This is a genomic window from Ruegeria sp. HKCCD7255, from assembly GCF_013031565.1.
Taxonomy (GTDB): domain Bacteria; phylum Pseudomonadota; class Alphaproteobacteria; order Rhodobacterales; family Rhodobacteraceae; genus Ruegeria.
In genome coordinates this window covers 274212-297789 of the sequence record NZ_WQAG01000001.1, presented here as the reverse complement: position 1 = coordinate 297789, position 23578 = coordinate 274212, and the positions used below count along the sequence as shown (strand labels likewise).

The window sequence follows — 23578 nt, the reverse complement described above, 5'->3', positions numbered from 1 at the left end:
TCATTGGGCGCGCGACTAGGTGTCGGCTTAGTTTAGCTCGACACCGTAGGCCTCTTTCAGCCAATTCAGGACATATTGCTTGGCATCATCGTCCACGTTGGTCGCTGTTTGCAGTGCAGCTTTCGAGCCGTCGCCGACGAATACCGGATACTTGCCTACGCGTTTGGACGAAATGTCCGCAAAGTCTCCACGCTCAGTTACGGTTTGGAACGCTGCGGTGTATGCGTCGACCACCTCTTGTGGTGTGTCTCCGGGCAGGAATGCCAGTTTCTGAACCGGGAAACCCGCCACGAAGAAGGCTTTCCATGCATCCCAAGCTTCACCGCTTGTTTCGCATCCATCGGTGGCCTCGCAGACCTCTTTAAAGGTCGGAATGTCCGGAAAGGTCGGGTCACGAACGATATTGCCATCAGCATCCAATGCGCCCCAAGTCATCATGGGAACGGCCTGACCGGCTTCGACCAGCGGGACCGAACCACCCAGATAGCCCGAGGACGTCTGGTAATCGATATTGGCTTCGCCACGTTCAAACATCAGCCGACCATCCCCGCGGCCTTTGATCCCAAATACCGGTTCCACATTCATACCCAACATCTGCCAGGCCAGCAGAGGTACAAGGTCCAAACGGGTTGCACCTTGCGAGCCGTAGATGAAATTGGTGTCCTTCAACGCATTTGCAGAGCCGTCGAACTTGGCTCCGTCCTCGGCGTTCAGATACGCAACACCACCCGTTCCGGATGCCATGACCGGAATCCAATCGTTGTATTCATAGCGTACGCGGGGATCGCTCAGCAGATACGGGAACTGAGTAGACCCGGACGTGCCAAACAACAGGGTACCGTCATCATGGCTTTGTTCCTGAAACCAGTTCGCGCCTTTGGTTGATCCAGCGCCCGGCATGAACTTGACTACCACAGTCGGCTGACCGGGCAATGCCTCGGATAGCAGTGGCGCGAAGAAATTGGCCCATTTAGCCGACCCGCCCGTTTCCGAGAACGGAATGACCCATTCGATGGTCTTGCCCGAGAAATCGACCTCGGCAGCGGCAGGTGCAGCGAGTCCGGCAGCGGCGATCAGCCCCACGACGGCGCGACGAGTGAAGTTGGAAATGGCCATTGGTTCCTCCCTGTTGACCAGACAACCACGTCAGCGCCCTCCGCGCCACCGTGATTGCAATTAGAACTGCGGGGTTGATTCCCCCTCCCATCTGGCAATCATGGAGCGCCAACCTTGCGCGAAACTTGCAGGAGCCCGAATGCGGATCGTCATCGTCGAGGATAATGAGACCCTTGCGAACGCCATTGCCTATCGCCTACGCGACCGGGGGCATGCCGCTGACGTGCTGACAGATGGTGGCGCGGCCGATTTGTATTTGGAGCAAGAAGGCGCAGACCTGATCGTTCTGGACATCAACCTGCCGGGTCGTTCAGGGCTTGAGATCCTGCGGTCTTTGCGCAACCGGGGTGACAGCGCACCCGTCATCTTGCTGACCGCACGCACCGAGACGAGCGACCGCGTTTCGGGTCTTGATATGGGTGCCGACGATTACTTGGTGAAACCCTTCGAGATGGATGAACTTGAGGCCCGTATCCGCGCGCTATCCCGCCGCAAACAACTGAACTACGGCACGCGAGAAACCATCGGAGACCTCGAGTTCGACCGCACCGCCCGGCAGGTTAGCGCGAAGGGTCAAGTGCTCGATGTGCCGCGACGGGAGATGGCTGTGCTTGAATGTCTGTTGGAACGACGCGGCAGGATCGTCCCCAAAGGTCAGTTGACCGACTATGTCTACGGCGTCGGAGCCGATGTCGACGATTCAGCTGTCGAACCACATGTCTCGAGACTGCGGAAGCGCCTTCAGAATTTTGGCCTCCGGATCAAGACGGCCCGTGGCCTCGGATATCTGCTTGAGGTGGAAAAGTGATCCGGCACGGTTCGCTCAGGCTTCGGCTCTTCATTCTAATCCTGACGCCACTGGTGTTACTCGCAATCCTGCTTGGATACTGGCGCTACACGGTCGCTCAACAAACGGCACAGGAGCTTTTTGACGACAGCCTGTTGTCTGCAGGCCTGGCCATTTCGCGCGATGTAGCGGTGTCAGAGGGCGATGCTCTTTCGCCGACTACACGCAGCCTGATCCGCGATGCATCGGGCGGAGAGATTTTTTATCACGTGACCGGACCCGGTGGAATTTACGTCACTGGGTATGCATATCCTCCGGCCGCTGCAAACCCGACTGAGCAAGACGCGTACCAGCCGCAGTTTTTCGAAGCAGTTTATCGGGATGAGTCGGTGCGTGTCCTGAAAATGACCGAGCGGGTCACACTCGATAACCTCGTGGGCGATGCGACGGTAACAGCTTGGCAGCGCGTTGCAGACCGCAACGCTTTTGCCAACGAACTGTCGATCCGCGCCGCGATCCTGATGGGCATCCTGCTGGCCACACTTTCTGTAGTCGTGTGGTTCGGGGTCGCACGTGGTCTGCGGCCCTTGCTGGATTTGCAGGATGCGATCGACCTACGCTCTCCCGACGACCTCAGCGAGATCAAACGCCCGGTTCCAGTCGAGGTTTTTGGCATTGTTCAGACCTTGAACCGGCTGTTTGGACAGGTCGAGCAAAGCATCAACGCCCATCAAGTGTTTATCTCAGAAGCCGCGCATCAACTGCGAAATCCGGCGGCAGCGGTTCAATCCATGGCCGAGGCGTTGCGAGACGCAAAAACGGATGAAGACAAGGACAAACGGATTATCGAGCTTGTGGCGGCAGCGAAAAACTCCGCCACGGTAGCCGAGCAGCTTTTGTCTTTGGAGCGGTTACGGCAGCCCACGCATCAGGATCAGATGGACAAGATTGATTTCCGTGCGGTTGTGGAAGAGGCCTGCGCTGACATGGGCGTTCATATCCTCGCAAAAGGGATCGAATTTGAAGTCACAATGCCAGAACCAACAGTCTGGGTGTCCGGAGATCGGGTTTTTTTGGCAGAGGCTATTAAAAACCTTCTGGACAACGCAGTTAAGCACGGCGGCGCCGAACTCAGCCGAATTTCTGTAGTGCTGCGCTACGACGAAGGGTGGGTCAAACTAACTGTATCCGATGACGGAACCGGCCTTTCACCCGACCAAAGCGAAGCCGTGTTCGGTCGATTTTCGCAGCTGGAGTATTCCGAAGGTAGCGGTTTAGGGTTGTCGATTGTCTTAGCTGTAGCGAAGCGCCACGGGGGAATGGTCTCAATCAACCTAGTCGAAAACGGCGCTAGTGTTACGCTTGAGCTTCCCATTGCGCCATAGTTCGTTTCTAAGGTGCTGCCAGACGAATTCGAACATGTCTCTGGTGGGCAAGTGATACTGCCCTTTATCCCGCGCCAAGTTCAAGCCACTCGGCAAGAGCGGCGCTGCTTTTCTGCCTGAAGATGTCGCTGCTGGTGAGCGAACCTTCCTGATTGCAGTGATTGTAGACCGAGGAATGGACGGTGGCGAATTTCTGTAAACTTCGCATGGGCCTGAGGCGACCCGCATAGCCGACATTCGCCGCGACCGAAATGTTTTAGGGATTGCGAAGGGTAGGAACAAACGACAACGTCGCCGCTCGCTACGACGCTGGCTTCTTCGAAAATTTACAAAACACGAGTGTCTAGAGATGAACGGAATAGATCGACCACTTCTCTGAAAACCCCTTGAGCCTATGTTCTCCCTCATCCCTTAGAGTATGGCCTGAACCGGCAACAAGGTCCCGCACGGTTCGGGAGACAAGCAATTGATCCGCTCCTGCCAGTGCTGAAACGCGGGCGGCCAGATGGACAGCCACACCTGCTATTTCGTCGCCACGCAGTTCACACTCTCCTGTATGCAAGCCACAGCGGACAGAAAGCCCCAAACCACGAGCTATGGTAACGATTTTCTTTCCGCATGATATACCCCTTCCAGGACCGTCAAAGGTTGCCAGCAGTCCGTCGCCGGTTCCCTTTACTAGCCGACCATTATGCTCAGTGATGGCCCGAGTACACAATTGGTCATGTTGGTTGAGCAGGTCTTTCCACGCGGCATCACCCAATCGATGGGCTAGATCCGTAGAACCAACAATATCGGTAAACAAAATCGTCGCCAAAACGCGTTCACTCGGAGGGCTGGGTTTCTCACCGGTGACAAAAGCCTGAATTTCGTCAAGGATCGCGTCAGAGTCTCCAACCCACGGAAAATGATCGTCACCGGGCAGCTCCCTGAACTGGGCGCCTGAAATCCGATCTGCAATCCAACGCCCTTCTTCTACATTCGCATCTCGATCACCACTGCGGTGCAACACGAGAGTTGGCACGTGGATGGCGGGGAGCACATTGGTCAAGTCTATCTCGGTATTCATCTTGAGCAGCGTTACAGCCGCACCGGGACTGGCGCTTCGCCTTAGGTAGGCGCACGTTCGTCGCATAAAAGCCTCATCATTGGCCTTGCTGGGCGCATAATGCTCCAGGTCCATCAGGTTACCCCACTCTCGTTCGACGAACTCGTAGTCTTTTTGACGTTCTTCCGGAGTGGGTGCCCAGGGATAGTCCGGGCTCCAGATGCGCTTGCCGAATGCGCCAAACATAATCAGCCCGGCCGTGCGTTCAGGGTGTGATGCGGCCAAGAAAGCCGCCAGGTTGCCACCTTCTGAAAACCCGATCAGCGCGGCGCGCGAAGAATTAGCTGCATCCATAACCGCAAGCAGATCGTCAGCGCGTTCTTCAAGCGTAGGCAGTTGATCGTTCGAAACCCGGTCTGACAGACCAGTTCCCCGCTTGTCAAAAATGATCAATCTCGCAAAAGACGCAATTCGGGACAGGAAACGGTTAAGCGTCGGCTCTTCCCAGCAAAGCTCTACATGAGAAACCCAACCGGGCACATAGACTACATCTAAATCGCCGTTACCGACCACCTGGTAAGCTATGTAAGTGTCCCCGCTTTTGGCGTACTTGGTTTCTACTGGGTTCATCTCAGACTAGCGCCCTGCAGTTCGAAAAGGTTGATCCAACATATATACAGACATTGCGTCCGAGAAATTGAGTTTCTTGCCAGCAAATTTGGAGGAACAATCTGGTTTGCCAAAACTTCCGCATTGGGCTCTATACCGTCGATCGCCGGTCTACGTTTTCGTGATGCGGCGCTCTGCCCTGCCAAATCTCTCACAGCCCTTTGCAGTTCTTGATCGGAAAAAGGGAAAGCCGCGTTCGCAACCCTTGTTGCCAGCATTCGCTGCGGGTGCAAAGCTTTGATGCGGTTCTTCAAGTTACCTAGGGCGGTCTGGCTCGTTGGGGTTGCGCGTAATCAAGTTTTCAATCTCGTTCATCGCTTCAACCGGCAAGGCACCAAAAGTCAGTGCGCCTGAAATGCCCTCAATTTGTTCTTCCGTCCGCGCGCCTGGAATCGGTATGTATGTCTCTGATTGGCCCCATATCCACCCGAGAGCGCCCTGCACGAGCGTCCGACCATCTGTTGTCAGTAGATCCCGAACCGCTTCGAGTTTTCGCATGAAATCAGGGTTTACCCTTCCATCGGTATAGTACTCCATCCAGTTTTCGCCGGATGCGCGCACGTCATTTCGCGACATAACGCTCTTTCGATCATACTTGCCGGTGAGCAACCCCATCGCAAGAGGCGAGCGGATAAGGGACAAAAGCCCCTCCTTTTTGACAACCTGTTGCATGCGAGGTGCGTCGAAAAAGACGTTCATCACGTATTCGACCGCCCTGAAATTCTCCCTGGATGAGACGGCCAGTGCGCTTTGGGAATAATCTGTACTCCAACCGTAGGCACGTAGTTTCCCGACTTCTTTCAATTGCTCCAGCCTGTCAAACACAGCTTCGGCCTGGGCAACTGGCATATCGTTTATATGCAACAGCAAAAGATCGATCCGATCACGTTCTAGCCTCGACAGACACCCATCGACGGCAGGGCCAACCTGATCCGCAGTGAAAGGGTCAAACGATATCTGCTTGCTTGCCTCATCGATCCCAACCCCGATCTTTGTTACAATCAGGGCGTCGGGCCGATGCTTTAGCGCCTTGCCCAACAAACGTTCCGAATGTCCGGCACCATAGGCAGCGGCGGTGTCAAACAATGTGATCCCACCATCCAATGCGGCGTGGATCGTGCGAATTGAAGTTCCGTCATCTGATCGTGTGTATCCAAGCGACTGTTCGCCCCAATACATCTTGCCGCCGATCGGCCAGCATCCCATGCCAAGGGGTGAGATTTCGGTTTCGAGAAAGTTCATCTTTGGACCTCGTGACTGATCCTTCAGAAAAAACGCCATCAACGTCTTTTCATCAACAACACAGAATGTAATCTTTATTTCATGGATGAAAGAAACTTTGACTGGGATAACCTGCGTCTTTTCCTTGCGGTTGCCAGAACAGGCGGGCTTGGGCCAGCGGCCGAACTGACCGGCAAGAGCGCACCCACCTTAGGCCGGCGCATGATCGAACTTGAGCGTAACCTGGGAACTGAGCTGTTTCACCGCAAACCGCGAGGGTATGACCTGACCGAAGATGGGTTAGCGTTGTTGAAAAAGGTCGAAAGCATCGAAGCACGTGTCATACCCGTCACCGAAAGCAGCCTCGCCAGCGCGCCGCCTTTGGTCAAAATCTCGGCCGGGACCTGGGTGACAAGGGTTTTGATCGGCGCGGTCGGAAGGCTTACCGGGTCGATGCCGGTTCGGTTGCGGTTCATCTCGTCGGAAGAGGTGTTGAAGATCGGACACCGGGAGGCCGCGATCGGCATTCGAAACCACCGGCCAGAGGAGATCGGCCTGGCGGGTCGCAAGATCGGGCGGGTTCGGTTTGCAGTCTATGCCACGGATGAAAGCGTTTCGACCTGGGCACGGGTCATGTCCAACACACCTTCGGCCAGATGGTTGAAGGCGCATTCGCAAAAAGACGACGCCATCGAAGTGACCGCACCGCACAACGCGCTCGAGCTTGCAAATGCAGGACTGGCCAAGGCGGTTCTGCCCACCTTTATCGGAAACACGCAGCCGCGCCTTAAACCAGTGTCACCTTTAATTGATGATCTGGAACATGATCAGTGGCTGGTCACGCATCATGAAGACCGGTTTCTTGCAGAGGTGCGGCATGTCATTGACCGCACCTACGCAGTGATGTCGGAAGCCTGTGAAACCGGGTAAAACGAGGCCGCAGCTACCTATTCACCCAACCGTTCCATTAACCGTGCGTAGGCTGTTTGGCCGCGTCGGAATGTCGGCAGACGGAAGAACTCGTCCGGGGCGTGTTGGTTTTCATCCTCATGTCCGAAAGCAAACATGACGGCATGCAAACCCAGCTCGTCCAACAGGGTCGACATCACAGGGATCGAACCACCGACACGGGTTTTGTACGCGGGTTTGCCGTATACCTCTTCGAGAACCTGTCCCGCGATCGCGGTTGCGTTGTGACCTACCGGCACAAGAAACGGGTCCGCGCGCCCGGGGTTGCGCGATACCTGAGCGGTCACGCCAGGCGGGCAGTGAGCTTCGACATGGGCAGCGATCAGGTCAAATATCTTTTCGGGATTCTGATTGGCGACCAGTCGACAAGTTATCTTGGCCGAAGCCAAAGCTGGCAAGACTGTCTTTGTACCTTCGCCCTGCCAACCGCTGGTCAAACCATTGACTTCAAGCGTTGGACGCGCCCAGAGATTTTCGCGCGTCGTGTATCCTGGCTCACCCAGCGTCGCCGGAGCGCCTGTCTGGGCCAGATAGGCTGCTTCGTCCCATGGCACCCGTGCAATTGCCACGCGGTCTTCATCCGTCAACTCAACAACATCATCGTAGAAACCATCGACAGTGATCCGACCGTCAGGGGATTTCATGCTGGCCAGCAATTGGGCCAGCGCCATTGCCGGATTTGCAACCCCACCGCCATGCATCCCTGAATGCAAATCCGACTTTGCGCCCTGAACCGAAATCTCAAGCGAGGTGAGCCCTTTAAGACCCAGAACCAGTTGCGGTGTCTCGGTATCCCACTGGCTACCATCGGCGGAAAAGATCATATCAGCCTGAAGCCGATCGAGATTGGCCTCGATAAAGGGTGGCAGGTCGGGAGAGCCGATCTCTTCCTGGCCTTCAAAGAAAAACCGCACATTGACTGGCAATCTTCCGGTCTCAGCCAACAAAGCCTCGACCGCAAGGATCGGAATAAACATCGCACCTTTGTCGTCAGTCGCCCCACGCCCGTAGATCCGATCCCTGCGGATCGTCGGCTCGAACGGAGGCGAGGACCAGAGCTCGAACGGTTCAGCTGGTTGCACGTCAAAATGACCATAGATCAGGATTGTGGGCACATCGGACCCGGCATGCAGCCAATCGGCACAGACCACCGGATGGCCTGCCGTCTCCATCATCTGGACGTTTTCCATTCCCGCCGCGACCAAACGATCAACGACCCACTGCCCGGCCTTCCGAACATCGCCCGCGTTCTCGGGTTTGGCTGAAACCGATGGAATACGAATGAATTCGCACAATTCTTCGATAAAGCGTGACTGGTGTGTGTCGAGATATTCGGACCAGCTCATTCCATACCCTCTCAGATGTCGGCGCTTAACTTACGAATCTAGGCGTTGTCCGCAAGCCTGAGGTCAAAAACCTAATACTCGTTACAAACCAACATAGTCGAGCGATACGAGACCGGCCCGAAACAGTCATTGAACACTAAATCCAGATGTCGCAGCCGCTCGCGCATAGAAGTCGTTTGTCAGCGGCAACCGTGGAACTCAATTTGACAGGGCATCACTTAGGACGAGGAGATCCACCGATCTCAATCGAAACAACCAGAATCCGACAAACTTGCAGAAAACATCAGACATTCTACAGGTCTTCTGCAAGTTTCAAATCCCGACTTTTGGCAAGAGTTGTTTCATTGAAAGCAAAATCAATGGAGACAGATAATGAATACAGCCACCTCACTTGCCGCCGCACCAGATCTGGCCGCGGTGAAGTCAAAACAACACGCTACATGGTCTTCAGGTGACTACGCCGCCGTAGGCACGACCTTGCAAATCGTTGGTGAAACCCTTGCAGAGGCGATGGATTTGAGACCCGACGCCCGCGTTCTGGATGTTGCCGCCGGAAACGGCAACGCCACCCTGGCTGCAGCGCGGAGACACTGCAACGTCGTTTCCACAGACTATGTTACCAGTCTGTTGCGCGCGGGTGCCGCCCGCGCCAAAGCCGAGCAGTTAACCGTTGCATTTCAAGAAGCCGACGCAGAAGACCTGCCCTTTGAACCGGCGACTTTTGATCACGTCACATCTACGTTTGGCGTCATGTTTACGGCCAATCAACGGGCGGCGGCCGATGAAATGCTGCGCGTCTGTCGCAGCGGAGGCACCATCGGTCTTGCCAATTGGACACCAGAAAGCTTCATTGGCGAAGTTTTTCGAACCATAGGGCGGCATGTGCCACCGGTTTCGGGCGTTCGTTCTCCGTTGGAGTGGGGTACCGAGGCGCGTTTGCAAGAGCTCTTTGGGGCAAAAGCTCGAAAGATCGAAATCACAAAACGCCAATTCACCTTCCGTGAACGTTCGCCTCAACATTGGGTGGAAAGGTGGCGCGAGATTTACGGGCCAATGCACAAAGCCTTCGACGCCGTCGGCGAGCGCACACCGCAACTCGCAGCAGACCTGATCGCCGTTGCACGAAATCACTCGACCGATACTCAGGCCATGATTGTTCCAGCAGAATACGCCGAGATCATCATTCACAGAGCATGAAAAGCCATCAGCCCGGCGGCAATTCGCCGGGCAAGCCATTCCCAGGAGATATTCCATGCTAGGGCAGACCGAATACCAAAGATCACTCCCGCTTTTTGACAAATATGGCGGCATGCGGGCTTTGCATTCGGTGATCATCAATTTCTATGATCGCGTGCTGGACAGCGATATTGTGGGTCCTTTCTTCGACAACGTTGATATAGCCAAATTGATTGATCACCAGATGAAATTCTTCGCGTCGATATTGGGGGGACCCGCAAAGCACACAGATCAACGACTGGTGAGTGCACATCGTCACATGGCCCTAACAAACGCGCAATTCGATGAAGTTATCGCGCTTTTGAGTGAGACGCTTACCGAAGCGGGCTTTGCTCCAGACAATCTTTCCAAAACGCTATGCGCCGTTGAAGCGCGCCGTTCGCTGATAGTTAGGTAGTTCCATGCAAATCCAAGAAATTAGTGCAAGCCTGCTTGGCTCCATCAATGTTGGAATCTGCATCGTCGACGCTGACACCGGCGTCATCGTTTCGCTGAACCAAACGTTTGAGACATGGTTCAGCGACGCGGCACAGGGTCAAGTTTTGAATCTGGGTACATCGTTCACATTGAAAGACCTGCCAGACAGGGAACCGGTGGAGCTTCGCACAAAGGTCAAACATCGAACTCTGGTCGTTGAACTCAGTGCCCATGAAGCAGAATACGAGGGCAACACGCTGATTGTCATCGAAGGTCAAAACATTTCGCGCCTGCGCGAGACCGAAGCCATGATCGACAGCTATGCGTCCATGGTTGATAAGCGCACTCGCGAGTTGGAGCGAGAAAACCGGCGGGTTGAAAAACTGATTTTGAACATGATGCCAAAATCGGTCTTTGAGGAATTCATGACATTTGGATGTGTGACGCCGCGGTTGTTCGAGCCTGTGACCGTCATCATGCTGGATTTTGTCGGGTTTACCAAGATGGCCGCAGCTGGCGATCCGAACGTAACGGTTTCCGAACTGAACTCAATTTTCACAGCATTCGATCAGATTGGTGAGCATCACGGCTGCGAGAGGATCAAAACCATCGGAGACTGCTATATGGCGGTGACCGGGCTACCGCATTCCACGCCAGATCACGCGCTTTCAGCCGCGCGCGTTGCAGCCAAAATGATGCGTTTTCTGGAGAGACGCAATCAAACGCACCCGCACACATGGCGCGCTCGTATCGGCATCGCCAGCGGCTCCGTCGTCGGCTCAGTGGTCGGTGTTCAGAAATACGTCTATGATGTCTTTGGCCCTGCGGTGAATATGGCCGCGCGTTTGCAGGCTCAGTCCAAGCCAATGGAGATCACGGTATGCGACACGATGCGCGACGAACTGATCGACGATTTCAAGCTCTGTGAGGCCGAGACAGTCTCCTTGCGTGGATTTGGCGATACGCGAATTGCGCGCATGAAACACTACCAACCAAACAGAAAGGTCGCTTGAGCCGTAGGCGCGGGATCTGAGTTTCAAAAACCTGCCTTGCGAAACGAGTTGAGCATGCGATCTCGGTATGCCTGATCTTTCACGACACTTGCTTCTACAAGTTTCTCGGCAGTGGCATCCGGCCTCACGCTACGAACTTTTGCGGCCATGGTAAGCATCCTGTCGGTCAGGTTAAGTTCGGCGGCACAGGCTAAGATCAATCGCGGCGCCCATGTCGAGCCGGGCGCTTCAATGTAACCTTGTTCCAGCAGAGATAAGGCATCTTCATATTCGCCCAATCCGTATCGGGCGGCGCCAATGCCAAAGTAATAGCTAAACCTCATCGGATCATGCGGGCTAAGACGCAAAGCTCTTTCATAGTTTGCGACTGCTTCGTTCATGTTCCCAGCAAAGGTTTCCACGGCTCCCAACATCGCCCAGGCCCAAGCCAGACTTGGGTCCAGCGCAAGGGCCGACTCAAGGTGATGGCGCGCTGCAGTATGTTGCCCTGCAGCCACCTCGGCCGTGGCTACGAAAGTCAGAACCAGTGCATCGCGTGGCGCAAGGTCAAGTGCGCTTTTGCCATGTTCCATCGCCTCTGCAAGTGCAGCCGGTCCGTCAGGGGCCCAGTCGGACATCGCCTGTTGTCCCAGGCACCACGCAAGCATGGCATGTGACAAGGCGTGTTCGGGATCTGATACCAATGCACGTCGCAAATGGACCACGGCCTGCCGATTGTCATCCGCGTCCATCCGCATGCAAAGCGGTGTCGCTCGCAGGAGTTCATGATAGGCATCCGTCAAGTCAGCCTCGGCTAAGGCGCGTTGCACTTCAACCATCATGATATTCGGGACGAGGCGGCCCAGAATGGCCGCAACCACCAGGTCTTGCGCCTCAAAAGGGTTTTCAAGCTGCCCTTCAAAACGATCGGCCCAAACCTCTGCCTGCCGTCCGGCATGCAACAAAGAAGCATTTAGGCGAAACGCATTCCCCGCAAATCTCAGCTTGAGGCCAAGCACGTACCGAACGCCCAATTCTGCCGCCGCTTGCTTTGCGTCACTCTGGCCAGAGTAACGCGCGACATAAATCGTTCCCACCCGGCCAATGGCTGCGCTTATATCGTCCTCCAACCCTTCGCCAAAAGCCCGTTGAGCATCTGTTGGATGCACCATTGTGGTTGCCATGATGGCAATGGAGGGCTGCGATAAAACCGCTGCAGAGCTGGTCTTGTCATGCCTTTCCTCGACCGTGCCAACAAATTGGAACCCGTGCCCGTGCACAGTTCGGACCAAGGCCTGCCGCGCGCCGTCATCTCCAATCGCCGCTCTGACCGCTTTGACGCGGCTGCTGAGAGCTGCATCTGAAACGATCCTGCCTTTCCAGATTACCGAAAAAATCTCATCCTTCGACACAACACGATCACGGTTTTCAATGAGATGTCGAAGCAGCGCAAACACTTGCGGCTCGGTAGCAATTGGAACGTCTTCCCGCGTCAATTGCAGGCGACTTGCGTCCAGAACGTACTGATCAAATACATATTTCACCGGGTAATTCTGCGCGAATTCAGTTTTTTCGTAAAGCGTGAACGCAAATCGCGGCACCCATATGGCGCTGATTTCGCACCCAAGCAATGCGCCTTGGCAGCGGATGGTCCGCATGATCGTCAAGTCTTCAGAAAATAACCAGAAAACCTCCATGAAAGGATCAAGCATCGCATCATCCGGCTCGGGCAAACAGGGATCATCTGAAACAAAATGAATTGGAGCGTGACTTATGAACCGCCCTGGCCTGATCTTATATGGCGCTGTTGCCTATGTTCTTTTCAATGTGGCCTTTCTGTACATGATCGGCTTTCTCCTGCAACTGCCTGTTCCGAAGGCGATCAACGATGGGACCACATCCGCTTGGCCCGTCGCCGTCGTCATCAATTTCGGGTTGATCTTCCTCTTCGGCTTTTTTCACAGCCTCATGGCGCGACAGGCGTTCAAATCCTGGTGGACGCGGATCATTCCTGCCGATGCAGAACGCAGCACCTATGTGTTGCAATCGGCCCTGTTTCTGATCCTGACCATGTGGCAGTGGCGCCCGCTGCCCGAAACGATCTGGATCGTTGATGGCGCTTTGGCTTGGCTGACCTATGGCATCTGTGCACTTGGTGTCTTTCTGGTTTTGCTTTCGACCTTTTTGATCGATCATTTCGAGTTGTTTGGCTTGCGGCAGATTTGGACCGCGAACAGATCGCAACCTATGCCCAAACCACATTTCAGAACGCCCGGGCTTTATCGTTTCGTGCGTCACCCGATGCAGTTTGGTGTCATTCTAGTCTTGTTCGGCACTCCACACATGACCGTTGGTCACGCGCTCTTTGCCGGGCTGATGTCGGTTTACGTGATGATCGGCCTATGGTTCGAAGAAAGGTCTCTGGAACGCGAGTTTGGCGATACGTATCGCGCGTACCAGGCGATGGTTCCCATGCTGATCCCGCGCCTGAAGCCCTTGCGTTCGAGTGATCTGGAAACGCAACACGGCTGAGCCTTCCCGGACTCCTGATCGTTCTGTCGGAACACCGGGAGTCCTTTCATTGGCAACTCACCACTATGCAAGCCAATTGCGCTACTTGCCCGTCGTCAAAGACACGTTGCATCTAGATTTGGCAATCAAGGGTACATAGTTGTTTCGCGACAAGATAGATGAGTACCTTCGTTCTGAAGCATTTAAAGGGCTCAGAGAAGGTGCTGTCAGACAATTTCGAACGAGTCTCAGCCAGGCCGGTAGCGCTGCCCTTTATGCCGCACCGAGTTCGCGCCACTCGGCGAGAGCGGCGCTGCGGGTCAGCTTGATGATGTCTCGTTTGGCCAGCGATCTTTCCCGGTTGAAGTGGTTGTAGACGGAGGAATGGACGGATGCGAATTTCTGTAGACTTCGCAAGCGCCTGAAACGCTACATCGCGCGTTCGCGTCGCCGGAACGGGAGGTGCGGGTTTTCAACGCGGTTATTGAGCCACCTGCCCGTCTGCTGTTTTTCGGGAGTTCTAAGCTCTCAAAGAACCGCCCGACACGATGCGAAGCGATCTGAGACGACGGTTTTCGCTTTACCGTGCCGTTTTGTCAATTTCTTAAGAAATTTCAGTGCTACAGCTTTGTTTCGGCGTTTGGCAACAACGGCTTCCACCACCTCGCTTTTATGATCTCCGGCATGACAAAGATAGTGCCGCTTACCGTTCACCTTCACAATGACTTCGTCAAAATGCCACTTCCATTTTGAGAGTGCAGGCAATTGCTCGACACCCTTTTTTTTGATCTCCGAGGCAAACATCGGGTCGAAACGGTTCCACAAATATCGGACGGAATGTGGCTCACCTCAATCCACCGTTCGTGCAATAAGCCTTCCACATTTCGAAGCGAAAGCGGAAAACGGATATACAGCATCATGGCGAGACGGATGATCTCGGGACTGGTTTTGAAATACTCGAAGGCGGCAGGTTTGGTCATTCCCAGTCGCTACGCAACACCCCTGCCCTGCTCAAATAAAGTTAGTCTGACAAGTCCCATTCCTGCATTGCTTCGGCAGCGAAGCCCGGTCTTATGTCTGACCGAATGTATGCCGGAAAACTGGGCCTCAGGAGCAGCGGATAGATCGCTTCTAGGACATCTTATGCTTCAATCTTTGTCAGGACGGTTACCGCCAACGCCTGCCGCCTGAACTCTTCAGAACCGTCAGCATCTTATAGCTCCGCCCCCCTACTGAGCTTAGCAAGCTTTCGACGGATGTTGCAGACACTGGGGCGGCATCCGCTGCGCTCGGTTTACCGCTTGCACCTAACCAGTCGTTTCGCGCACCAACAGACGCGGAGTCAGCGTTTCGATTACCGCGTCTTGCGCGCTTATTCCCGACAGGATCTCGCTTGCACATTTGCCTGTCAGTGTTCCGATCTCTTGCGCGCCCACATCCAGCGTTGTGATACTTGGTTGGCTGATGCGCGAAATCTCGAAATTGCCAAACCCGGTCACCGCGATATCCCCCGGGATTGTCAGGCCGAGGCATTCGAGCGCCATCATGGCGCCAAAGGCAACCGGGTCCGAAACACAGACAAGCGCATCAAGCCCTCGAATTCGGTCGATTTCGCGCATGACCAGTTCCAAGCCAGAAGACATGGTCGCAGGCGCGGGTCCGATCTGGAGGTCGAGCACTTCGGCCAAACCACGCTCACGGGCAGCTTTGATCGTGCCCAGACGGCGCTCGTGGCCCCGTGCGTCGGTGTCCGCTGACGCGCCAACAAAACCCAATCGCTGACGCCCGCTCTGCGCCAGATGGTCAACAATCAACCCCATCGCGTCCGAGTTGGAAAACCCGATCACATGTCCAATCGGCGCCTCGGGGATGTCCCAGATTTCAAAGACCGGGATCGAGGCTGATTCCAAAAGCCTTCGCGTGGTATCGGTATGGGTGCCACCGGTCAGGATCATCGCATCAGGCCGACGCGCCAGCAGTTGACGCACCATCTGTTCTTCCCGGGCCACATCGTAATTGGTGATACCCAGCAGAAGTTGCAGATCCGTTTCGGCCAGAGAGTCCGTAAGCGCCTTGTGGGTCGTCGCGAAATTCGCGTTGTTGATCGACGGCAGTGTCAGCGCCAGAAACCCGCTGCGCTGCGCCCGAAACGCCTGCGCCGTAGTATCATAGACATAACCAAGCTTGTCGGCCACATCCTGAACCATTTGGCGGGTCTTGGCATTGACCGAGCCATCGGATTTGAGCGCACGCGAGACCGTCATCGGAGAAACGCCCGCCTCTTTTGCGATATCCCGCATTGTAACGCGCACGCTCAATGAAACCTCACTCGTTATAAGCGTTCAGTTCGGTGACATGATGGTGGATTTTCCCCATAAAGAATTCGGACACGATGTCACCGGTAACATCCTTTGACTGATAACGGGCTGGAGATTCAAGGGCTTCTTCCATCGTTTTCTGATCAGGATAGGATATTGCAAGGATCAAAGGAAACTCGGGCGCGCCCGCGTCGCGATCTTCGCCGAACATCACGCGCACGCCCAGATTGCCAGTGAACTGTGTCCAAAGCGGAACAAGCCGGTCCTGCACCGCTTGCCGAAAGGCTGCGGTCTGGCCGTCCTTCACGGCCCCCTCAAAAAGAGCAAAGCGCGTGATCATTCCGATATCTCCTGTTTTGCACCGCTGAAAAATTCCATCACCGCGGCCTGATCCTCTCCTCCCAGACCGGCAGCGGTCAGCATCCGGTGGATTTCGGTGCAGAGCGCCGTCATTGGCATCGATGTACCCGTATGCCGCACAAGATCGTTAACCATGTTCAGGTCTTTGACCATGTTGTCGATCCGCCCCGTGCGACGGTAATCTTTGGTGGCAAAGCGTGGCATATACTCCTGCAACAGAGCACTGTCCGCACGCCCGCCCTTGAGGGCCACGGGGATCTTGGTTGCGTCAACGCCCGCGTCCAGTGCAAGCTGCGTCGCCTCGGCAACGGCAAGAAATCCCAGCCCACAAAGCACCTGGTTGATCATCTTGGTGGTCTGCCCCGCCCCAGGACCGCCCATATGGGTCATATTGGCGGCAACATCCGACAGGATTGCCATCGCGCGGTCCACATGATCGGACGCACCGCCCAGCATCAAGGTCAGCTCTCCGATCAATGCCTTTGGGGCGCCGCCGGACAGAGGGCTGTCCACCCATCCCAACCCTTGTTCATCGGCCATATTGGCAAATTTGCGCGTCGCTTCTGGGTCGATGGACGACATGTCTATGATCAAAGCGCCGGTATCCGCGCCTTCCGCGATCCCGTCTTTGCCAAAGGCCGCCAGACCCACGATCTTTGAGGCATTCAGGCTGGTGATCGTGGCAGCCGCACCGCTGGCGGCCTCGGCAGCGCTTGCCGCAGCCGTTGCGCCTTTCTCGACCAATGCGGCGACCTTATCCGGGTCGAGGTCAAAAACCGCAAGCTGATTGCCCGTCTCCAAAAGCCGAGTGCCGATGGCCCCCCCCATGGCTCCGGCACCAACCAGGGCCAGTTTCCGTGTCATATCAATGTCTCCCTAATGTAGGATTCTGATTGCCCCACCACCGCTGGGAACGGGCGGGCAATACTAATCCGCGTACCAAGCTCACCTGCGGCCAGCCCTTCCAGAGCGTCAAACTGGCTTTGTAGCAAAGACGGCGGCATGAAATGCCCCGCCCGCGCACTGACCCGCGCCAGCATCACCCGTTCGGCCGCATCCAGGTGCAGAAACCGGACCGGTTCGGCCACGCTTGCGCGGATAATGTCGCGATAGGATCGTTTGAGCGCAGAGCACCCGACAACAACCGGGCCCGGTGTCTGTGCAAGCACATCCCCGACCTGTTCCAGCCAGGGCGCGCGATCGGCATCGTCCAACGCCTGGCCACTTGCCATTTTGTCGATATTGGCCTGTGGATGCAGGTCGTCACCGTCGACAAACGTCATATCACAGGTGATCGACAACGCACGGCCAATGGATGATTTTCCGCATCCAGAGACCCCCATCAGAACATAACAACGCATCACAGCGACGCCGTAATGCCGCCATCCACAAACAGCGTATGGCCATTGACAAAGCTCGACGCCTCCGACGCCAGAAAGACCGCCGCGCCCACAAGTTCCTCGACCTTGCCCCACCGTCCGGCAGGTGTGCGGTTTTCCAACCAGGCGCTGAACTCGGGGTCGCTTACCAATGCCGCGTTGAGCGGGGTGTCAAAATAGCCCGGCGCAATGGCGTTGCATTGCAACCCGTGTTTTGCCCAGTCGGTGGCCATCCCCTTGGTCAGGTTCGCAACCGCGCCTTTGGTGGCTGTATAGGGTGCGATGCCCGGGCGGGCCAAGGCCGTCTGGACGCTGGCGATATTGATGATCTTGCCCGCGTTGCGCCCAATCATATGCCGCGCACAGGCCTGCCCAACGTGAAACACGCTGGCCACATTGGTCTGCAACAACCGGTCAAACGCGTCCGCCGGAAAGTCCTCCAGCGGGGTGCGGTGCTGCATACCGGCATTGTTGATGAGGATGTCGATGGCGCCCTGATCGGACTCGAACCCGTCAATGGCCGCGCGCACCGCATCATGATCGGTGGCGTCAAAGGCAAGCGTGGCAGCCCCTTCGATCTGCTCAGCCGCAGCGCTCAGCTTGGACAGATCACGCCCGTTCAGGACGATCTGCGCGCCCGCGCGCGCCAATCCCTGCGCCAGGGCAAAGCCGATCCCCTGCGACGATCCGGTGATCAGCGCGCGCTTTCCCGCGAGTGAAAATAAGTTTGTATCAGGCACCCTGACCTCTCCTTCCTTGCGCATGTGGAATGCGCCTTGTCAGATCATGTTGTTACCGATACCATGATACCGGTACCATAGTTTGTCAATACAGGATTCTCAAATGGCCAAACCCGTAATTCTGCAAGTCGGACCCTACCCGGATTGGGATCAAAACCCAATCGATACTGTCTTTGACGCAAAACGCCTGTTCGAAGCGCCAGACAAGGCCGCGTTCCTGGCCCAGCATGGCCCGAATGTGCGCGCCATCGCGACCCGGGGCGAGTTGGGCGCGGATGCCGACATGATTGCGGCCTGCCCGCAGCTTGAGCTGATCAGCGTCTATGGCGTGGGCTATGATGCCGTTGATCTGGACGCGGCCAAAGCCCGGAATATCCGCGTGACAAATACGCCGGATGTGTTGACTCAGGATGTGGCCGATCTGGGCGTGGCGATGATGCTGTGCCAGTCACGCGGGATGATCGGGGCCGAGGCCTGGGTGCGCGACGGGGATTGGGCCAAACAAGGGCTCTACCCGCTCAAACGTCGGGTCTTCGGGCGCAAAGCCGGTATCCTTGGGCTGGGGCGAATCGGGTTCGAAGTGGGCAAACGGCTGGCTGGTTTCGACATGGACATCGCTTACAGCGACATCGCGGCCAAGGACTATGCCCCCGATTGGACATTTGTGCCCGACCCGGTTGAACTGGCGCGGCACAGCGACTTCCTCTTTGTCACCCTGGCCGCCTCTGCCCAAACACGCCATATCGTCGGCGCAGATGTGATCGACGCCGTGGGGCCCGACGGCATGATCATCAATATCAGCCGCGCCTCGAATATTGATGAGGATGCTCTGATCACCGCTCTGTCAGAGGGCCGTCTCGGCTCTGCCGCTTTGGACGTGTTCGAAAGCGAGCCCGCGCTTGATCCCCGTTTTCTTGATCTGCCCAATGTGTTGTTGCAACCCCACCACGCCAGCGGCACTATCGAGACACGCAAGGCCATGGGGCAACTCTTGCGCGACAACCTGACGGCTCATTTCGCGGGCCAACCCCTTCCCACCCCGGTTATCTGAGGTCGAAAAATGCCTGACATGATGAAAGCCATCGTTGCCCATGGGGCCAAAGATCTGCGCATCGAAACGCGCGAAATCCCAAAGCCCGGCCCGGGCGAGGTTCTGATCCGAATGGCGCGCGGCGGCATTTGCGGGTCGGACCTGCACTATTACAATCACGGAGGTTTTGGCACGGTCCGCCTGAAAGAGCCGATGATCCTGGGCCATGAGGTTTCGGGCACGGTGCAGGCTTTGGGCCCCGATGTTACAGGGCTCGCCGCTGGAGATCTGGTCGCCGTATCGCCGTCGCGCCCATGCTATAACTGCACATATTGCCTGGACGGGGCTCATAACCACTGCTTGAACATGCGATTTTACGGCTCGGCCATGCCCTTCCCGCATATTCAGGGCGCATTTTGCGAATATATCGTTGCCGATGCCCGTCAATGCGCCGTCGCCACCGGCCTGACAGCGGGTGAAGCGGCGATGGCTGAACCGCTTTCCGTGGTGCTGCACGCGGCCAGACGCGCTGGTGACCTTATGGGCAAAAAGGTTCTGATCACAGGATGCGGGCCAATCGGCCAGCTTGCGGTTCTTGTGGCCCGCGCCGGCGGGGCCGCTCGGATCGTGGCCACCGACATGACCGGATTCACGCTGGACATGGCCAAGGCGGTGGGCGCCGACATCGTGCACAACATCGCAACCGACCCAAACGCGCTCGAGGCCTATGCCGCTGACAAAGGCTATTTTGACCTGCTGTTTGAATGCTCAGGCGTCGCCGCAGCGCTTGCTGGCGCGGTTCCGGTCATGCGACCGGGCGGGGTAATCATGCAGCTTGGGCTGGGTGGCGATATGTCTTTGCCTGTGCAGGCCATGACCGCCAAAGAGCTTGAGTTGCGCGGATCCTTCCGGTTTCACGCCGAGTTTTTCACCGCCGTTCAGATGATGAAAAACAAACGGCTGGATGTGACCCCGCTGATCACTCAGACCCTGCCCTTGGACGAGGCCATCGCCGCGTTCGATCTCGCCTCGGACCGAACAAAAGCCATCAAGGCGCAAATCGCCTTCGTTTCCTGATTGACCTGCCCCAGTTCAGATATCCGCACCCACAGCGCGCAGCGCGGCACAGGCAACATCGTTGTCCTGATCCGGGCTGCCCGACCCAACACCGATGCCACCTACCAAGACGCCGCCCATGCGGATCGGAAGCCCTCCGCCTAGACCGGTCACAGCGCCCTGAGTCGCCGCCGCGATATGTGGCCGGACCGCTTCGGGGATCGCATCCGAAGGCAATCCGATGGACGCCGCCGTCCGGGCCTTGGCGCGCGCGCTCAGGCGGCTGAGATATTTGGCATCGGTCATGCGAATCTCACCCAGCGTCTCACCGCTGGCATCGACGACGATTATACATTGCGGTTGCCCGATCTCCTCGGCCCGTGCGATAGCCGCGCCCAGCATTTTCATCACCGCGAAATGGCTTAGTTTCAGAGTTTCAACCGTCAGAGCATCCATACCGCTTTTCCTTTTCTATCGACAATGGTACCGGTATCACATCTCACGCAACCAAGGAAAGAACACAGATGACAGCGCATGCCGATTTCGGACTGATTGGGTTAGGAACAATGGGGGCGATGCTGTCGCTTAACATGGCCGATAACGGGTTCCGCGTCGCGGTCCACAATCGCACCACCTCGCGCATCGCAACCTTCATGGACGAGGCCGGAGAACTGGCCAGCAGGTTTGTGCCCTGTGACACACTTGAGGCTTTTGTCGCCGCCCTCAAACCGCCGCGCAACATCATCCTGATGGTGCCGGCTGGCGCGCCCGTGGATGACCCGATTGAAGCGCTGCGGCCCCTGCTGGACTCGAATGACCTTATCATTGACGCGGGCAACGCAAATTTCCACGACACCGTGCGCCGTGCCAACAAGGCGGAACAAGACGGGCTGCCGTTCCTCGGCATCGGTGTATCCGGTGGGGCTGAGGGCGCGCGTTTTGGCCCGGCAATCATGGGCGGTGGCCTCAAGGCGGCCTGGGACCGGGTCGCGCCCATGCTGTCGGCCATTGCAGCGCAATATGAGGGACAGCCCTGTGCCACCTGGATGGGCCAGGACGGCGCAGGACATTTCGTGAAGACCGTCCATAACGGGATCGAGTATGCCGATATGCAGCTGATCGCCGAAACCTATGGGATCATGCGCGATGGGCTAGACCTGTCCTCCAGCGCCTGTGCCGAGATTTTCACCGCATGGAACGAAGGTGCGCTGCAAAGCTATCTGATCGAAATCTCTGGCAAGGTTGCAAACTCTGTCGATCCCGCCACCGGGCAACCGATGCTGGATGTGATCCTAGACAGCGCAGGGCAAAAAGGCACCGGTCGCTGGACCGCGATCGAGGCCCAGATGTTGGGTGCTCCGGTCACGGTGATCGAAGCTGCGGTTGCCGCCCGTAATCTGTCGGCAGGGAAATCCCTGCGCCAAGAAGGAGAACGCCTGTTTACCCCCGCCGAGCGCAGCTTGCCGACAGACACCACGCTGAATACGGATGATCTGCGTGATGCGCTGATTGCAGGGAAGATTCTATGCTATGCGCAAGGCTTTGATCTGCTTGAAAAGGCAAGCGATGACCGTAGTTGGAACCTGCCAATGCCCGACATCGCCAAAACCTGGCGCGAAGGCTGCATAATTCGGTCATCCATGCTGAACGACATGGCAACCGCACTTGAAGCAAAGCCCGCCAACCTGATCTTTGCGCCCTATTTTGCCGATCTTGTCAGTCGCACCCTGCCCGCGCTGCGCAAGGTGGTGGTGACCGCCGCCGGGGCGGCCATTCCGGTGCCTGCAATGGCGGCTGCGCTCACCTATTTCGACACGATCACCCAGTCACGCGGCACGGCCAACATGATCCAGGGTCAGCGCGACTTTTTCGGCGCACACGGGTTTCAGCGAACCGATCAAGAGGGAACGGATTTCCATGGGCCTTGGTTGAATCAACACCTGAAATGAGGTGCTTGGCGCCTCATCAAACTGGCGAAACACCATTCACGTTCAGGTAAACCGAATAAAGCGATGTGGTTCCGCCAATGAACAGCCGGTTCAGCTTTGCGCCACCAAAACAGACATTCCCGACCATTTCGGGGATCTTGACCTTGCCGATCAGCTGACCATCGGGGCTTAGGCAGTGCACCCCGTCAGCGGCCGAACTCCAAATCCGGCCGTCAGTGTCCACACGGAACCCATCGAACAGGCCTTCGGTGCATTCGGCAAATACCTCACCGCCTGACAGCGTGCCATCCGCGGTCACCGAGTGGCGACGAATGTGCCTAGGGCCACCTTCTTCATGGGTCACACCTGTGTCTGCAATATAGAGGCTGCTTTCGTCCGGCGAAAAAGCAAGCCCATTAGGTTTGAGATAGTCGTCAGCAACACGCGCGATATCCCCTTCGGGCGAGACGCGATAAACATGGCACCCGTCCTGTTCAGGCTCTGCGCGGTCGCCCTCGTAATCCATCAGGATCCCGTAAGAGGGATCGGTGAACCAGACCGAGCCATCGGATTTCACCACAACATCATTGGGTGAGTTCAGACGCCGCCCCTCAAACCGGTCGGCAATCACGGTGATCGACCCGTCATGTTCGGTGCGCGTGACGCGGCGGGTCAGATGCTCGCAGGTGACAAGGCGCCCCTGCCTGTCGACGGTCTGGCCGTTCGAATTGTTTGAAGGTTGCCGGAACACCGAAACCGACCCATCCGTTTCATCCCAACGCAAAATGCGATTGTTGGGAATATCGGACCACAAAAGATAACGACCCGCCGCATGCCATACCGGCCCTTCTGACCAGCGCGCACCGGTCCATAGGCGCTCGACCCGGACGTGACCGACAAAGCAGGCCTCAAACGCCGGATCGATCACTTCGAACCCGGTTCCTTCGATAACACCAAACATTCAGTCTTCCTTCTCGTCCATTAAGGTGTTGCCGTAGCTAGGCTCGCCCCAACTGATTGATTTAGATGATTTCCCGGGCTGTTCGGGCCAGGCTTCCAAATGGCCTGAT

The 23578-nt window shown here is 56.6% G+C and carries 22 protein-coding genes and 2 pseudogenes; 10 read left to right on the top strand and 14 right to left on the bottom strand.

Translation table 11 applies throughout. The features are described from left to right. Positions 1–27: 27 nt before the first annotated feature. Entirely contained in the window at positions 28–1116 is a 1089-nt protein-coding gene (locus tag GOX45_RS01430) for a tricarboxylate transporter (protein ID WP_171097251.1), read from the bottom strand. A 139-nt stretch (positions 1117–1255) separates the two neighbouring features. On the opposite strand from GOX45_RS01430, the gene GOX45_RS01425 reads away from it, so the two are divergent. Together GOX45_RS01425 and GOX45_RS01420 are read left to right on the top strand one after the other, a co-directional pair. Then, on the top strand, positions 1256–1924 hold the full coding sequence (locus GOX45_RS01425; protein ID WP_171097249.1) for a response regulator transcription factor: 669 nt from the start codon (positions 1256–1258) through the stop codon (positions 1922–1924). Continuing rightward, a complete protein-coding gene (locus tag GOX45_RS01420; RefSeq protein WP_371808935.1) occupies positions 1921–3288 on the top strand; it encodes a sensor histidine kinase in 1368 nt (455 codons plus the stop codon). Before GOX45_RS01425 ends, GOX45_RS01420 begins: the two co-directional genes overlap by 4 nt. A gap of 64 nt (positions 3289–3352) precedes the next feature. Here GOX45_RS01420 and GOX45_RS22030 read toward each other — a convergent pair. The 3 genes and pseudogenes from GOX45_RS22030 to GOX45_RS01410 form a co-directional block, all read right to left on the bottom strand. Further along, positions 3353–3508, bottom strand: a pseudogene (locus GOX45_RS22030) (IS6 family transposase); the annotation flags it as partial. Positions 3509–3631: 123 nt separating this feature from the next. Continuing rightward, positions 3632–4966: an adenylate/guanylate cyclase domain-containing protein gene (locus GOX45_RS01415; RefSeq protein WP_171097247.1), complete on the bottom strand. Its 1335-nt coding sequence runs from the start codon at positions 4964–4966 to the stop codon at positions 3632–3634. Between the two features lie 294 nt (positions 4967–5260). Beyond that, the gene (locus GOX45_RS01410; RefSeq protein ID WP_171097246.1) at positions 5261–6247 is read right to left on the bottom strand and encodes an aldo/keto reductase; all 987 of its coding nucleotides are present in this window, start codon (positions 6245–6247) and stop codon (positions 5261–5263) included. Positions 6248–6328: 81 nt separating this feature from the next. Between GOX45_RS01410 and GOX45_RS01405 the strand changes: the two genes are divergently transcribed. Continuing rightward, positions 6329–7156: a LysR family transcriptional regulator gene (locus GOX45_RS01405; protein ID WP_171097244.1), complete on the top strand. Its 828-nt coding sequence runs from the start codon at positions 6329–6331 to the stop codon at positions 7154–7156. A gap of 17 nt (positions 7157–7173) precedes the next feature. Here GOX45_RS01405 and GOX45_RS01400 read toward each other — a convergent pair whose 3' ends face one another. Further along, positions 7174–8541, bottom strand: a complete 1368-nt coding sequence (locus tag GOX45_RS01400) for a dipeptidase (protein WP_171097242.1) — start codon at positions 8539–8541, stop codon at positions 7174–7176. 372 nt (positions 8542–8913) lie between these two features. Here GOX45_RS01400 and GOX45_RS01395 point away from each other — a divergent pair, with 372 nt between their 5' ends. Genes GOX45_RS01395 through GOX45_RS01385 form a run of 3 tightly spaced genes read left to right on the top strand, consistent with a single transcriptional unit; the run spans position 8914 to position 11207 of the window. Continuing rightward, a complete protein-coding gene (locus tag GOX45_RS01395) occupies positions 8914–9738 on the top strand; it encodes a class I SAM-dependent methyltransferase (RefSeq protein WP_171097240.1) in 825 nt (274 codons plus the stop codon). A 55-nt stretch (positions 9739–9793) separates the two neighbouring features. Continuing rightward, positions 9794–10174: a group 1 truncated hemoglobin gene (locus GOX45_RS01390; RefSeq protein ID WP_171097238.1), complete on the top strand. Its 381-nt coding sequence runs from the start codon at positions 9794–9796 to the stop codon at positions 10172–10174. A 4-nt stretch (positions 10175–10178) separates the two neighbouring features. Beyond that, on the top strand, positions 10179–11207 hold the full coding sequence (locus GOX45_RS01385) for an adenylate/guanylate cyclase domain-containing protein (RefSeq protein ID WP_171097236.1): 1029 nt from the start codon (positions 10179–10181) through the stop codon (positions 11205–11207). Positions 11208–11230: 23 nt separating this feature from the next. Here GOX45_RS01385 and GOX45_RS01380 read toward each other — a convergent pair whose 3' ends face one another. Continuing rightward, entirely contained in the window at positions 11231–12898 is a 1668-nt protein-coding gene (locus GOX45_RS01380) for a winged helix-turn-helix domain-containing tetratricopeptide repeat protein (protein ID WP_171097234.1), read from the bottom strand. Between the two features lie 61 nt (positions 12899–12959). Here GOX45_RS01380 and mddA point away from each other — a divergent pair, with 61 nt between their 5' ends. Further along, positions 12960–13718, top strand: a complete 759-nt coding sequence (mddA, locus tag GOX45_RS01375; protein ID WP_171097232.1) for a methanethiol S-methyltransferase — start codon at positions 12960–12962, stop codon at positions 13716–13718. A 252-nt stretch (positions 13719–13970) separates the two neighbouring features. Here mddA and GOX45_RS01370 read toward each other — a convergent pair. From GOX45_RS01370 to GOX45_RS01345, 6 genes and pseudogenes are all read right to left on the bottom strand, one after another. Then, positions 13971–14677: pseudogene (locus GOX45_RS01370) on the bottom strand (IS6 family transposase). A 327-nt stretch (positions 14678–15004) separates the two neighbouring features. Continuing rightward, positions 15005–15997 carry a substrate-binding domain-containing protein gene (locus GOX45_RS01365; protein ID WP_171097230.1) on the bottom strand — a complete coding sequence of 331 codons (993 nt, stop codon included), beginning with the start codon at positions 15995–15997 and terminating at the stop codon, positions 15005–15007. A gap of 25 nt (positions 15998–16022) precedes the next feature. Further along, positions 16023–16355 carry a hypothetical protein gene (locus GOX45_RS01360; protein WP_171097228.1) on the bottom strand — a complete coding sequence of 111 codons (333 nt, stop codon included), beginning with the start codon at positions 16353–16355 and terminating at the stop codon, positions 16023–16025. Next, positions 16352–17239 (bottom strand): NAD(P)-dependent oxidoreductase, encoded by an 888-nt coding sequence (locus GOX45_RS01355; protein ID WP_171097226.1) that lies wholly within the window; start codon positions 17237–17239, stop codon positions 16352–16354. Before GOX45_RS01355 ends, GOX45_RS01360 begins: the two co-directional genes overlap by 4 nt. Next, complete coding sequence (locus GOX45_RS01350) at positions 17236–17718, bottom strand: gluconokinase (RefSeq protein ID WP_254445901.1); 483 nt, start codon at positions 17716–17718, stop codon at positions 17236–17238. Before GOX45_RS01350 ends, GOX45_RS01355 begins: the two co-directional genes overlap by 4 nt. 17 nt (positions 17719–17735) lie before the next feature. Then, on the bottom strand, positions 17736–18518 hold the full coding sequence (locus tag GOX45_RS01345) for an SDR family oxidoreductase (RefSeq protein ID WP_171097223.1): 783 nt from the start codon (positions 18516–18518) through the stop codon (positions 17736–17738). A 79-nt stretch (positions 18519–18597) separates the two neighbouring features. Between GOX45_RS01345 and GOX45_RS01340 the strand changes: the two genes are divergently transcribed. Then, positions 18598–19545, top strand: a complete 948-nt coding sequence (locus tag GOX45_RS01340) for a 2-hydroxyacid dehydrogenase (RefSeq protein ID WP_171097221.1) — start codon at positions 18598–18600, stop codon at positions 19543–19545. Positions 19546–19566: 21 nt separating this feature from the next. Then, on the top strand, positions 19567–20601 hold the full coding sequence (locus GOX45_RS01335; RefSeq protein ID WP_171098109.1) for an L-idonate 5-dehydrogenase: 1035 nt from the start codon (positions 19567–19569) through the stop codon (positions 20599–20601). A gap of 15 nt (positions 20602–20616) precedes the next feature. On the opposite strand, the gene GOX45_RS01330 is transcribed toward GOX45_RS01335, so the two are convergent. Next, positions 20617–21036, bottom strand: a complete 420-nt coding sequence (locus GOX45_RS01330) for a heme-binding protein (protein WP_171097219.1) — start codon at positions 21034–21036, stop codon at positions 20617–20619. 68 nt (positions 21037–21104) lie between these two features. Here GOX45_RS01330 and gndA point away from each other — a divergent pair, with 68 nt between their 5' ends. Next, a complete protein-coding gene (gene gndA / locus GOX45_RS01325) occupies positions 21105–22529 on the top strand; it encodes an NADP-dependent phosphogluconate dehydrogenase (protein WP_171097217.1) in 1425 nt (474 codons plus the stop codon). Between the two features lie 16 nt (positions 22530–22545). Here gndA and GOX45_RS01320 read toward each other — a convergent pair whose 3' ends face one another. Continuing rightward, positions 22546–23469: an SMP-30/gluconolactonase/LRE family protein gene (locus GOX45_RS01320; RefSeq protein ID WP_171097215.1), complete on the bottom strand. Its 924-nt coding sequence runs from the start codon at positions 23467–23469 to the stop codon at positions 22546–22548. Positions 23470–23578 lie beyond the last annotated feature (109 nt).

What these genes read in the sequence shown, in the direction of transcription:
- GOX45_RS01430 (WP_171097251.1), bottom strand. Translation starts at nt 1,116, where the DNA reads ATGGCCATTTCCAACTTCACTCGTCGCGCCGTCGTGGGGCTGATCGCC.
- GOX45_RS01425 (WP_171097249.1), top strand. Translation starts at nt 1,256, where the DNA reads ATGCGGATCGTCATCGTCGAGGATAATGAGACCCTTGCGAACGCCATT.
- GOX45_RS01415 (WP_171097247.1), bottom strand. Translation starts at nt 4,966, where the DNA reads ATGAACCCAGTAGAAACCAAGTACGCCAAAAGCGGGGACACTTACATA.
- GOX45_RS01410 (WP_171097246.1), bottom strand. Translation starts at nt 6,247, where the DNA reads ATGAACTTTCTCGAAACCGAAATCTCACCCCTTGGCATGGGATGCTGG.
- GOX45_RS01405 (WP_171097244.1), top strand. Translation starts at nt 6,329, where the DNA reads ATGGATGAAAGAAACTTTGACTGGGATAACCTGCGTCTTTTCCTTGCG.
- GOX45_RS01400 (WP_171097242.1), bottom strand. Translation starts at nt 8,541, where the DNA reads ATGAGCTGGTCCGAATATCTCGACACACACCAGTCACGCTTTATCGAA.
- GOX45_RS01395 (WP_171097240.1), top strand. Translation starts at nt 8,914, where the DNA reads ATGAATACAGCCACCTCACTTGCCGCCGCACCAGATCTGGCCGCGGTG.
- GOX45_RS01390 (WP_171097238.1), top strand. Translation starts at nt 9,794, where the DNA reads ATGCTAGGGCAGACCGAATACCAAAGATCACTCCCGCTTTTTGACAAA.
- GOX45_RS01385 (WP_171097236.1), top strand. Translation starts at nt 10,179, where the DNA reads ATGCAAATCCAAGAAATTAGTGCAAGCCTGCTTGGCTCCATCAATGTT.
- GOX45_RS01380 (WP_171097234.1), bottom strand. Translation starts at nt 12,898, where the DNA reads ATGCTTGATCCTTTCATGGAGGTTTTCTGGTTATTTTCTGAAGACTTG.
- mddA (WP_171097232.1), top strand. Translation starts at nt 12,960, where the DNA reads ATGAACCGCCCTGGCCTGATCTTATATGGCGCTGTTGCCTATGTTCTT.
- GOX45_RS01365 (WP_171097230.1), bottom strand. Translation starts at nt 15,997, where the DNA reads ATGCGGGATATCGCAAAAGAGGCGGGCGTTTCTCCGATGACGGTCTCG.
- GOX45_RS01360 (WP_171097228.1), bottom strand. Translation starts at nt 16,355, where the DNA reads ATGATCACGCGCTTTGCTCTTTTTGAGGGGGCCGTGAAGGACGGCCAG.
- GOX45_RS01355 (WP_171097226.1), bottom strand. Translation starts at nt 17,239, where the DNA reads ATGACACGGAAACTGGCCCTGGTTGGTGCCGGAGCCATGGGGGGGGCC.
- GOX45_RS01350 (WP_254445901.1), bottom strand. Translation starts at nt 17,718, where the DNA reads ATGGGGGTCTCTGGATGCGGAAAATCATCCATTGGCCGTGCGTTGTCG.
- GOX45_RS01345 (WP_171097223.1), bottom strand. Translation starts at nt 18,518, where the DNA reads ATGCGCAAGGAAGGAGAGGTCAGGGTGCCTGATACAAACTTATTTTCA.
- GOX45_RS01340 (WP_171097221.1), top strand. Translation starts at nt 18,598, where the DNA reads ATGGCCAAACCCGTAATTCTGCAAGTCGGACCCTACCCGGATTGGGAT.
- GOX45_RS01335 (WP_171098109.1), top strand. Translation starts at nt 19,567, where the DNA reads ATGAAAGCCATCGTTGCCCATGGGGCCAAAGATCTGCGCATCGAAACG.
- GOX45_RS01330 (WP_171097219.1), bottom strand. Translation starts at nt 21,036, where the DNA reads ATGGATGCTCTGACGGTTGAAACTCTGAAACTAAGCCATTTCGCGGTG.
- gndA (WP_171097217.1), top strand. Translation starts at nt 21,105, where the DNA reads ATGACAGCGCATGCCGATTTCGGACTGATTGGGTTAGGAACAATGGGG.
- GOX45_RS01320 (WP_171097215.1), bottom strand. Translation starts at nt 23,469, where the DNA reads ATGTTTGGTGTTATCGAAGGAACCGGGTTCGAAGTGATCGATCCGGCG.